Origin of the sequence: Lentzea sp. NPDC060358, from assembly GCF_042725365.1 — a bacterium.
In the GTDB taxonomy this organism is placed as follows: Bacteria; Actinomycetota; Actinomycetes; order Mycobacteriales; family Pseudonocardiaceae; genus Lentzea.
Genome location: NZ_JBHXCW010000241.1, coordinates 1 through 11,302 on the forward strand (window position 1 = coordinate 1; position 11,302 = coordinate 11,302).

At 67.0% G+C, this 11,302-nt stretch carries 9 protein-coding genes; all 9 read left to right on the plus strand.

All coding sequences use genetic code 11. The features are described from left to right. The first annotated feature begins 433 nt into the window (after nt 1–433). Nucleotides 434–1,738, plus strand: coding sequence for a B12-binding domain-containing radical SAM protein (locus tag ACFWGZ_RS33975; protein ID WP_382455682.1), 1,305 nt, complete (start codon nt 434–436; stop codon nt 1,736–1,738). Nucleotides 1,739–1,869: 131 nt separating this feature from the next. Beyond that, nucleotides 1,870–3,948 (plus strand): hypothetical protein, encoded by a 2,079-nt coding sequence (locus ACFWGZ_RS33980; protein WP_382455683.1) that lies wholly within the window; start codon nt 1,870–1,872, stop codon nt 3,946–3,948. A gap of 5 nt (nt 3,949–3,953) precedes the next feature. After that, nucleotides 3,954–4,583 carry a hypothetical protein gene (locus tag ACFWGZ_RS33985; protein WP_382455684.1) on the plus strand — a complete coding sequence of 210 codons (630 nt, stop codon included), beginning with the start codon at nt 3,954–3,956 and terminating at the stop codon, nt 4,581–4,583. An 812-nt stretch (nt 4,584–5,395) separates the two neighbouring features. Then, on the plus strand, nt 5,396–5,923 hold the full coding sequence (locus ACFWGZ_RS33990; RefSeq protein ID WP_382455685.1) for a hypothetical protein: 528 nt from the start codon (nt 5,396–5,398) through the stop codon (nt 5,921–5,923). A 274-nt stretch (nt 5,924–6,197) separates the two neighbouring features. Continuing rightward, a complete protein-coding gene (locus ACFWGZ_RS33995) occupies nt 6,198–6,776 on the plus strand; it encodes an RNA polymerase sigma factor (protein WP_382455686.1) in 579 nt (192 codons plus the stop codon). Continuing rightward, nucleotides 6,776–7,855, plus strand: a complete 1,080-nt coding sequence (locus ACFWGZ_RS34000) for a hypothetical protein (RefSeq protein ID WP_382455687.1) — start codon at nt 6,776–6,778, stop codon at nt 7,853–7,855. The genes ACFWGZ_RS33995 and ACFWGZ_RS34000 overlap by 1 nt, the downstream gene beginning before the upstream one ends. 239 nt (nt 7,856–8,094) lie before the next feature. Beyond that, nucleotides 8,095–9,441, plus strand: a complete 1,347-nt coding sequence (locus tag ACFWGZ_RS34005; RefSeq protein WP_382455688.1) for a helix-turn-helix domain-containing protein — start codon at nt 8,095–8,097, stop codon at nt 9,439–9,441. 97 nt (nt 9,442–9,538) lie between these two features. Next, nucleotides 9,539–9,784, plus strand: coding sequence for a hypothetical protein (locus tag ACFWGZ_RS34010; RefSeq protein WP_382455689.1), 246 nt, complete (start codon nt 9,539–9,541; stop codon nt 9,782–9,784). A gap of 90 nt (nt 9,785–9,874) precedes the next feature. After that, the gene (locus tag ACFWGZ_RS34015) at nt 9,875–10,384 is read left to right on the plus strand and encodes a hypothetical protein (RefSeq protein ID WP_382455690.1); all 510 of its coding nucleotides are present in this window, start codon (nt 9,875–9,877) and stop codon (nt 10,382–10,384) included. The last annotated feature ends 918 nt before the right edge of the window (nt 10,385–11,302 follow it).

Here is an 11,302-nt window from a genome sequence, read left to right on the forward strand (position 1 = left end):
GTAGCCGGTGGGTAGGGGTCGCTGGGACCCTTCCCCACGGCTGGCCGAGATCACGCGCAATCTCGGGTCATGCCGACGAGCGGAGATTTGATACCTCAGCCAGGTGCGGCGCTGGATCGGCTGGGGGACTGTAAGCGAGCGATGTAGCTCTCGATCACGGAAGTGCCTGATGAACCTACCGAGGCAATGCTTCCCGCGCCTCCACCGACGACCCAACGCCGCCTTTTCTCCGTGGCACCGGCCCACCAAACGCCGGGACCGCTTGTAGACGATGCACGTTCGGTATGGACGCTGGACACGCGGCAGAAAGCTGATCGGGACTGCGACGCAGAACTCCTCGACTACCCGGCCCGGCCTGCTGGGCGGTCGTCGCCCGGATGGCGGGTAACGGTCCGTCGGGCCGTCCGATGTACGGGTGGATCTAGGAGGCGCTGTGGACAAGCAACGCGTGCTGCTGGTGCACCCAGGCATCTACACCGATGCCGACCCGCGGTCCTTCCCACCTTGGGGGGCGATCTCCGTCGGCCATGTACTGCGCGCTGCTGGGCACGAGGTGCTCGTCCTCGACCTCAACGGCCAAGACGTCGCCACTGCTCTGACGGCCGCTCTTGAGTCCTTCGACCCAACCGTCGCCGGATTCACGGCCAAGCAGGGCCTCGGGGCCGTTCGCTTCCGGGAGGGCGTCGACTTCCTCGCTCGCGTCACTCCCGGCCTGCCGGTGATCGCGGGCGGGCCGTTGGTCTCCACTTTCCCGGACCCCGAGAGCCCGCTGTGGCGCGGCGTCCGGGCCCTCGTGCTCGGCGACGGCGAGGACGTGACGGCGCGGTGGGTCGGAGCGGCCGAGCGGCCCTCGGGACTGGTCCATGGCGACGAGCCGCCCAACCTCGACGCCGTAGGTATCCCCGTCTGGTGGCCCGGCCTGCCGTCATACGTGCACCCGGCGGAATCATGGCCGGGTATGGGCGTGCCCGGCCTGCACGTGGCCTCGGCCCGGGGGTGCACGCGCCGGTGCACCTTCTGCTACCTCAACGCCCACCACCCCGATGCCCGCTTCCGCTTCATCTCTGCGCGGCGGCTCTATACCGACCTGGCCGAGCTGTCGGAGACGACGAGCGCGACGGGCTTCTACTTCGTCGACGACTGCTTCATCGACCGTTCACAGCGCCGCGCCGAGGAGTTCTGCGCGCTCAACACCTCCGACGGGTCGCCCTTTCGTTATGGGTGCGACGTGCAGTTGACCGACCTGGACCGGCACATGGGCCTGCTCGCGACCATGCACGATGCTGGGTTCCGCTCGCTCTACGTCGGGGTGGAGACAGCGTCCGCGGCGACGCGCAAACGGCTCGGCAAGGGCTCGATCCGGCGGTCCGCGGTGGACGTGCTCAACGCCGCGCTGGACGCGGGCTTCACGATCCGCGCCTCGATCGGCATCGGCTGGCCGGGCGAGACCGGAGCGGACGCGCGGGCCACCCTGGCACTGATCGATGCGGTGCCCCGGCTGGCGTTCGACGCGTTCAAGTACTACCCGCTGCCGGGTACGCCCCTCGGCGAGTCGAGCTACTGGGCGCGGGCCCGAACCGAGCTGTCGCCGCAGGAGTACGCCGAGACCGCGGGCAACGACTACTCCGAGCACAACGCCAACTTCTCCGAGATCGCCGATGCCGACTACGAGGCCCTCTGGCAGGAGATGCGCCTGCGCGAGGACGAGCGCCTCGCCGCTTACCACGCGTCCGCCTGACGAATGGAGCACCCGTGCCCGCCTCACCTACTGTGCTGCTGTCCGGGGTCCATAGCGGCCCGAACCCCTCCCCGGGCGTCGGTGTCGCCCGGTCGCTTCGCCTGGCCTGGCCCGCTGCCAGCCTGCACGCGGTGGACTACTCCACAGCCTCGACGGGTTTGAGCTCTCCGGTGTTCGACCATGTGCACGTGTTGTCGTCATGGGACACGGTGGAGCTATCCGCCGCCGCAGCGGACCTCGCCGCCCTGGCCGCGCGGTGCGAGGCGGTGCTGATCCCCGGCCTCGACCTTGAGGCCGAGCTGCTTGCAGGCTGGGCGGCGGACGACCCGCGCCTGCTGCTCCCCCCGCCGCAGGCCTTCGCCGCGATCGGCAAGCCTGGGGCAGTCGCAGCGGCCGCACTTGGCCTGGCGCTGCCCCGCTCCCGAGTCGTCGCCGACGCTGCGGAGGCCTCGGCGTTCGCCGCGTCCACCGGCTGGCGGGCGTGGGTGAAGGGGTCGCGGTACGAGGCGATCGCCGTCCGCGACCGGCTACAGCTGACCGCCGCGCTCGATCGCGTGCGCACCATCTGGGGCGACACGGAGGTCCTGTTGCAGGAGCACGTCGAGGGCGCGGAGGAGTCGCTGGTATTCGCCGCCGCGGCGGGTGAGTTGCTCGGCGCGGCTTGGATGGGCAAGACGATGGTCACCGTCGAGGGCAAGACGTGGGCGGGCCGAGTCCGCGAGCCAGCCGCGGCCGAGCGGGAACGCCTGGCGAGGTTCGTGGCGCTGACGGGCTGGACCGGCGGAGGCGAAGTAGAGATGGTGCGCGAGGCGGCCACCGGCGTTCGGTACCTCATCGAGGTTAATCCGCGCTTCCCAGCCTGGGTCCACGGCGCAGCCATCGCTGGAGTTAACTTGCCCGCGCGCCTGGTCTCCGCCGCGACGGGCCTGTCGCCCGAGGTCGAGGAGAAGGCGGAGCGCTCGGGCTTCGTCCGCGTAGTCCTCGAGGTTCCAGCCCGCTTCGAGCAGGCGACCGAAGGCCGCGACCGCGAGCGGCCCCCGGCCGCGAAGCACCCCTCGGCCATGCCCGTCCTGTCACGCCGCCGCTCCGCCCCGTCTCAGGATGCTGCACCGGAGCCGGCGGCAATGCCCGTGGGCGAAGTCGACGGGGTGCTGACCCCGCACCGGCTGCTCAGTGCCAAAGCGCTGACGGAGTCGTTGGCGGACATCGCGACGGTCCTCACAGCTGTCCAGGAAGAGACGGGGGTCGAGGGTCGGTTCGCCTACTCGGTCAAGACCAACCCCGACGCCCGCGTGCTCGCCGCCGTCCGGCGGGCAGGCGGCTTGGCCGAGGCCATCTCGCAGGACGAGGCCGCCCGTGCCCTCCGGGCCGGGTTCCGACCGGACCAGCTCGTGCTAAACGGGCCAGCCAAGTGGTGGCGGTTCCCCGGCGGCCCCGCCGACTACCGAGCTGTCTTCGCCGACTCCGTCGCTGATCTGCAACGGTCGCTCGACCTGGTCGAGTCGGGTGCGGTCAGAGCGGGCGCACTGGGAGTACGCGTCGCCCCGTTAGGGGGCCGGTCGCGTTTCGGCGTCGACCTGTCTGACCGGTCGGAGTTTCAGGCGCTAATGCGTGTCCTGCGCCGCGCCCGCACCCCGGTCACCGGCGTCCACTTCCACCACGCCGCCAGCAGGATCGGCGCTGCAGCCTGGGTGCACCAAGCCGCCTCCGCCGTCGACCTAGCCCGCACAGCCCTGGACCGCGCGGGCCACCCCCATGAGCTGCTGGATCTTGGCGGCGGCTGGCCGTCGGGCTTCCCGGTGGCGGAGTATGCGGCCGCATTGTCCGAGGTAGTCGGATCGACGGGGTCAGCCCCGCCCCTAGCGCTGTTGGTCGAGCCCGGAAAGTTCCTGGTGGAGCGGTGCATGAGCGTGCTCGCCGAGGTCATCGAGGTCAGCAGAGCGCGTGGACGGGTTACCGCAGTGGTGGACGCGTCCGTCGCTGAACTGCCTGACTGGCTCTCGCAGGTGCACCCCGTGATGTGGCGCCGTGACGGCCGGTGGTTCCGCCTGGGACCGGGGGCTGGCCGCTTGCACGGCAGGCTGTGCATGGAACACGACGTCCTGCGCGAGGCCGTCGGCCTGCCGCCCGAGCTAGCACGCGGCGACCGGCTGCTGTTCTGCAACGCGGGCGCGTACGACGCCAGCATGAGCTATCGGTTCGGGGTGTGACTGCAATGGACCTGCCCACACACCCGCCATCGCGGCTGCTCGTCCACCCTGGCTGCGCCGACTGCGCCGACGCCGTCGCGTGGCTGCTCTCGGTCGACCGCGCCTACCAGAGGATGGGCTCGCGGACGGCGTTTGGGCTCTCGTGGATGCTCGACCACTTCCGCTGGGGGCCCTCGCGCTGGCCTGCTGCGTGGTGTGAGCTGGCTGGTGCTGAGACAGCTGATTGCGGGGTCTTCGCCGATCTCTGCGCCACGGTTCTGGAGACTCGTGGGGTTGGTTGTGAGCGGTTACAGATCGTGGAGTCTGCTGCGCCGGCGCAGACTCGGCTCTGGCGGGAGCAGTGGGAGGCGGCGGGAGCCGTTGCGGGGTGGATCTTGTCTGAGGACTGGGTTTACCACGAATCTTTGCTGATCGACACGCCTACCGGATTGTGCCACTTCGATCCGAGTGAGATGTGTGAAATTGGTACTGAGCGGCGGGTCTTGTGGGTGCGCCAGGCGGGTGGCGAATGGGGTTCTTGGCAGAGCTGGGATTCAAGGTCCGACAACGCGCTGGACGCGTCGCCAGGTAATGATGCAGGCGACGGCGAGGAACGTCTCGTTGATATCGTCGCGGCGTTCCAAGCGGATGCGTAGGCGTTCTATGCCGTGGTACCAGGCGATGGGTGCGCTCGACGACCCGTCGGATGCGCATCCGACTCCCACCTGGACGAATCATCGACCGAACATCCGGTCATGCCGCCGAGCGTGCGTTCGGGCCCCTCGGATGCTCGTGCAGTGAGGCGGGCCTATCAGCGGCCGGAGCGTCTTCACCCTACAGGAGATCGACCGACTGGAACTCGCTGGCAGTGGCGTGACCGTGTCGGTGCGCATCGTCGGCCGCCTCGTGGCCTGCCTCGGCTTGAACCCGCGCTGGTTCCTCGGGCCCGGCCAGGCGAAGAGCGCAGCCTCGTGAGATGCGGTTGTCGCGCCATCCAACGGACGTCGAGGCTTATCGGAGGCCAGTGGCGGCGACTTGCCTCCTGTCGGGTGGTGATCTCGGTGCATGCCGCCGCCCTGGCCGGACCTCGGGGAGGGCACCAACCTGCGCGAGATCCTCCTGCGGAGGGCCGGACCTCGGGCGGAAGTACCAAAGGATGGGAACAGGGCTGAACAGCGGTTTTGTTTCGGCAGTCTAGTGGTGGAGTCATCGTTCGATCTGTCCGCGCCCGAGTAGCACCCTGGGGACGGGGCGGAGGAGCCGTCCCCCGCGGCAGGCGATCCACTTCCATCTGAGCGACCGTCGTTCCTCGGCATCAGCCTGGTGGCATTCCTGGTCCTCGACGGGATCATAGGCTTCGCGCAGGGCCACGGCTTGGGAAGCCAGCCTGGGTTCGTTCAGATCGTGAATGGAGTTGCGGGCCGACAGCAACGGACCGCCCTGTACATGGCCACGGCCAAGGTAGTGCATGCCGACAGCACGCCTTCTGGAGACGAAAGCGCTGAGCCAGCAAGAGCGCGTGCTGTACCTGCGACGGGTACTCACCGCCGACACGATGCCCGCAGTGGACCCGCGTCCTCGCCCTGCTGGTGCTGCTGTTCGCCCAGCCTCTGCACCGCATCACGCTACTGACCTCGACGACCTGATCCACGACGACAGCGAGGCCCTCCTGCGTCTGGGCGAGCTACCAATCTCGATTTCCGCACCCTTCGCCGAGATCCTGACCACCAACCTCGGCACGCGCCTGATCACGGCCGTCAACCCGAATAGCCGTTTCCCGTCCCCGGAAGATATGCCGGACAGCCCATGCACACCACCTCGTTGCGGTTGTGGCTGCGTCTGCGCAACACCGGCCTGCCCAACGAAGCCACACGAATCGCCGCGCTGCGAACTCATGCTCCAGGCCCCACCCTCCGTCGTAGCCACGATGCTCGGCTACCACCCCAACACCGCCGAACTCATCGCCGCCGAGGCTGGGATGACCTGGCAGAGCTAGGTCGCCGGCGACCATGCCTGACCACCCTGAACCTCGACCGAGCAGACCCTCCGACGCCTTGGCTGCAAGCAGATTCCAGAAAGTTTCGGGCCGATGGAGTCCGTTTCACGGACGTCTGCGATATCAGGGGTGAACAGCCGATCGCTCCGACGAGGAGTCCCCGAGTGAACACATCGACAACGAGGTGGCGTGAACAGCACGCGGTCGGAGCAGCCGCAGGCGTCCTTGACGGCCGCTCCTACGCGATGTCGCACGCTGTGGGGGCACCGCGACCGTGACGGACGACAACGATACCGATGCCTCCCTGGAGGCCTTCTACACCAGGTGGTCAGGAGGGTTGCTGCGCTATATCAGGCGGCACGTCTCCTGCCCGGCCGATGCACAGGACATAGTCCAGGAGGTGTGGACGGTGGTATGCAAGCGGCTCGGCGACGGACCTGTTCCCGAAGGCTATTCCGCGTTCCTGTTCACCGTCGCGCACAACAAGATCGTGGACTTCTACCGTGCCTGTAGCCGGGATCGCTCGGTTCCGCTCGACCCGGTGCTCGAAGTCATCGGCGATCCTGCCTTCGATCCAGCCGCGGTACGTCCGGCGCAGTTGTCGCACTTGGCCGAACACATCCTCGACGCACACGAAGCCCTTCCCGCAATCCTGGAGCAGCTGACTGATCTGCAACGGAACGCGGTGCTGTATCGGCACTACGTGGGCATGTCGGTATCTGAGGTGGCGCAGGCCTTGAGCGTCGAACACCACGCCGCCAAGCGGTTCCTGGTTGTGGGACTGAAGAAGATCCGCAACTTGCTCGCGCAAGCCGGGCACCCGATCCGCGTCTCGACGAAGGAGATGCCGTAGTGAACAGCACGCCTGAGCACCCCGATGTGGAGCACCTGTTCCAGCAGCTCCGCGACAGCGATGACGCGGGCGCACCCCTTGCGCCGGTGCCGTTCGCGCAGATCCGGGCACATGTGGCGGCGTTGACGCCGCAGCAGGCACGCGATGCCGTTGCCTACGGCGACCGTGTTCAGCTCGGCGTTGATGCGTTCGCGCTGGGCATGATGCACAGCGAGCAGGGCGACCTGGCCTCCGCGATCCGGTGCTTCGAGATCGCCGACCGCCACGGTGCCCCTGCGGCTGCGGACCAGTTGAAGGCCACGAGCGAGCTGCGCGACGCGCTCGACGAGGTCGATCTTCCCGACGACACCGCACTGACTTTCCGCACCAGGGCCGAGGCTATTGATCACACTCGGACCCACGAGCTGAGCGCGGGAGTGCTGAACTGGGCGGACGAACGAGCCGAGCGCATCGTCGCCGACGCCCGCGACGCCGCAACCTCCGTGCTCGACGACGCACGGTCTACGGCGGCCAGGCTAATTGCGGAAGCACGTGCGCAGGCGGATCAGATAATTAACGCGGCCTGTCCCGACGAGGTGGCGACACCGATGGCGCGTGAGACCGCCGGACTCGAATGCGATCGCCTCACGACCGTGACCATCTACGGAGGTGAGCACCGCCAGAAACTGTGGACACCAGAGATGGCCCGGAATGTTCGCCTGGGGCAGGCCGCGTATGTGAAGAACGGGGGAGTGCTCAGCCACTTCATGACCGGACCGTTGTCCTTTACCGAAACATGCTGCGGGGTCGACGAACTCATGGGGTTGGGCCGCGCAGTCCGAACCGGCACCGCAGGGGTCGTCTTCACCGCTCGTGACCGGGAACAAGCCTGCGAGCGGATGACGCTGCTTCTCTCTCTCCCACGCCGTGACTGGTCTGCCCGGATTCCGGAATGGTTCGGCACCCAGCCTCCGCTCTCCGTCCCAGGGCTCGCTGATGACGGCCGAGCCGTGGTGCTCGCCGTGTTCGACGGATCCCAAGAACCGGTCGGCGACGAGCTGCTCCAGCAGATACGAGAATCGATCGCCTACGCCGCCTAGCGGCGGTGCTCGTGTCGCCCACCGCTCGCGACCGAGCACGGATCAACACCTCGGAGGAGACCTGACCTTGTCAGGCCTCCTGAAGTACGTGCACGACCGATCGGGTAAGCGGTGCTCAGCCGAGGCCATCTGGTGATCTTCAGTTTCCGTTGCACTTTCGCCCACCGAGGTTGTCCACCACGAGCAGCCTCTCCCAAGGTGGAGCGCGACACAGCGTTAGCGAGGACAGGGACAGGGACATGGTTGATCAGTTGCAGGGCGGACCAGCGCTGTTGCGTTACTTCCGCACCTCCGCAGGACTCGTGCGGGAAACCGTGGCCGCTGAACTCAACGTGAGCCAGTCGACCCTCTTCAACTGGGAGAACGGCCGCACCGAGGGTCTTGATCGAGATCGGCTGGTCGCCTTGGATGCGCTTTACGGCGCTGGGGGCGTGCTGCGCGACCTGTACCTCGCCTTGCGCACGCCCGACGCGTTGCTTCCTACTGAGCAGTGGTGGCACAACTACCAGGGGCTTTCCAGGCCGTGCTGGGTATGGCTGCGAACGGCGGATGGTCGGCCCGGCACGGCACAGGTCATTGCAGGGCCGTTCATGGCCGACTGTGAGATTCCGGCCGAAGATGGCGTTTTCCTGCAGGTGTACGCGTCCGCTCCCAACCCCGCGGTGCACGTGCGGATCGACGGTGGAGGCTGGGCCGACTTCGGTGCCGGTGTCATTCCCGCCAATATCGGTGCACGCGTGTTGAACGCGGTCGATCTCGCCGTTGTCGGTTCTCGGGACAATCCCGACAACGCACTCGTGGTCGCCGCGAGGTCGTGGCTGCCGCACACCGAGTACAAAGGCCAGTCGGGGTGGTTCGCCCTCATGAAGGAGCGCCTCGGTGAACAGGCCGAACGGACCAGAACCACGTTTGCAGCGGCAGCGAAGGCGGTGGTGTCCACGAGAACTGACGTCAGCGCCGTGCCCGCCTCGCTGGACGAGGTGCAGCGTCACTGGGGCGGCGACTCGTACCGTCGGCTGCGGGAAGCACGCGGTCTGAGCCTCAAGGACACCGCTGACCTTGCCTCCAAGTTGGATACTTCCCTGCCGCAGATCAGTAAAGACCATGTCCGCCGGCTCGAACTCGGCTCGGCACCACGCGTTCCCCAGTTGTTGGAACGTCTTGACGCCACGCTCGGCGCCGACGGCCGGACGTGCACCGTCGAGGTCACAGGCATCGAGACTACCGGAGGATTCACCAAAGTCACCTTCCCGACCTACTGGATCGGACCCGTGTGGGTGCAGTTCGTGTGCATAGGACAAGCGAAGGACAATAGTGCCACACTGTTGTGGAGTCCCTGGTGTAAGACGCTCACCCTGTCCCACGGCGTGGTGGTGACCACCCGGCGCTCGGAGCCATCGCAGCCGCCGCTAAGGATCAAACTGCCAACCGGATGGGAGATCCGCGCTGGCGTCGGCGTGCATCCGAGGGCGGTAGACGTCCAGACGGGCTGGGGACTGATCAACGCCGACCTGGGCATCGCTGCCCTCCGCCGCTACTTCGCGGTTGTCAGGCAAGTGTTCGACGGAGCCAGGCACCACCGCTAACAAAGATCCGCACTTCATCCCCACGTGCGCACGTTCCGTGCGCCCGTTAGTTCAGCACACCTAAGGAGAGCTCATGGGAGCGCCGGATCGTGGGAACATGCCGGACCTGCCGGCCCCAGAGAGCACGTGCTCGTGTCAGCAGCAGGCACTGGACGTGAAGCGAGCGTTTGAACTCTTCATCCTGAAGCTGGCGGTCGTCACCATGATCGCCTTCTTGTGCGGGACCGTATCCGGAACGCTGACCTTCATGGCCAACGGGAACGGCAACGTTGCCGCCGCCGTGCTGGCCGGAGGCGGCGCGATGGCGGCAACGTTCATTGCGTTGTACGTACTCATCCGGTAGCGCGGACGCAGCCCTATCCGACGCCGTTGACAGGCGAACCGATCGGGTCGCCGTGCGCACGCGTGAGCGCTACACCGCGCGGTGCAACGGTTGCACAGCAGGGGAATCAGCATCCGTGGCATCGGGGCTGAACTCGGCCTGGCCAGGGGAACGGTGCGCCGCTTCGTGCGCGCCAGCACCGTCGAGGAGCTGCTGACCAACGACAGCACTGGCCGCAGGCTGAGCCTGCTTGAGGAATTCAAGCCCTACCTGCATCAACGGTGGAACGCGGGATGCACCAACGCGATGCTGCTGTTCGAGGAGATCAAGGCCCAGGGATACCGCGGTCGGTGTCAGATCCTCCGCGACTACCTGCGTCCGTTCCTCGCCAGTGCCCAGGTTCCCGAGCCCACACCCACAGCACCGAAGGTCCGCCGGGTCGTGTGCTGGATTATGGGCAAGCCGGAGAACATCACCGACGACGACCAGCTGCAGCTCGACCAGGTCCTGAGCCGAAGCCCAGAACTGACTGCGCTGGCAGGACATGTGCGCTCGTTCGCCACGATGATGTGCGCCCTACGCGGTGACCGTCTCGAGGTGTGGATGTCGGCGGTCGCCTGATGGCCTGCCGCGGCTTGAACCTCGCCGGTTCCTCGAACCTGACTGAGCAAAAAGCGCAGCTCCTGAAACGCATTTGCCGCGCCATCCAAGAGGCGATCGAGGCTTATCGGAGGTCAGTGGCGGCGGCATTGCCTCCTGTCTGTTGGTGATCTCGGGATGTGCCGCCGCCCTGGCCGGACCTGGGGGAGGGCACCACTCTGCGCGGGAACCGTTGTGCGGAGGGCCGGACATCGGGCGGGAGTACCAAAGGATGGGAACAGGGTCGAACCAGGAGCACGTCTTAGCTTTCGCATAGTGTTCCCATCCGATACGACTTGCGGTGCACCGTGCCGGAGGCTCGCATTTCCGCAGCACGAACTGGCTGATGCCTGCTGAGATCGTCATGTGATCCGCTGGTTCTGCGGGATTCGGGGCGGCTGGCTCGAGCTGGATAGAGGTAACGTGGCCGAGCCAGGCCACATCACGTCGGGCGACCCAGCACACCTCAAGCCCGCTCGCCTGCATGGTCGTCGTTCTCGCGATGATCTCGTCAACGCTGATGCTGGACAGCTGTGCTTCCCAAGCAAACCGGCGGATTCCAACCGGACTCGTGGCCAGCACATCTGCCCGCCATCGGTCACCCGGTACATCAAGCTCAGCGCGCCAACCCGTCCGACGCACCGCTCGGGCAAGCTCGTCTTCAACGCCCGATGCGCTGCAGACTCGCCGGCGGCGACGCAGTCGGGCACGACGGAGTCATGGGCGAGGTACCGCAGCCGCGACGGTGCCGAACTGACCTTCGCGTGCACTCGACCGCCACATCCGACGCACCGACAGCATCGGTCGTGGATCCACGACCGATGCTGTCGCGACCATTCCACTCCAGCTCCCAGTTCCGGCAGCGTCGCATCCAGCACCCCCACATCGGACAACCGTGCG

What these genes read in the sequence shown, in the direction of transcription:
- ACFWGZ_RS33985 (WP_382455684.1), top strand. Translation starts at nt 3,954, where the DNA reads ATGGACCTGCCCACACACCCGCCATCGCGGCTGCTCGTCCACCCTGGC.
- ACFWGZ_RS33990 (WP_382455685.1), top strand. Translation starts at nt 5,396, where the DNA reads ATGCCGACAGCACGCCTTCTGGAGACGAAAGCGCTGAGCCAGCAAGAG.
- ACFWGZ_RS34005 (WP_382455688.1), top strand. Translation starts at nt 8,095, where the DNA reads ATGGTTGATCAGTTGCAGGGCGGACCAGCGCTGTTGCGTTACTTCCGC.
- ACFWGZ_RS34010 (WP_382455689.1), top strand. Translation starts at nt 9,539, where the DNA reads ATGCCGGACCTGCCGGCCCCAGAGAGCACGTGCTCGTGTCAGCAGCAG.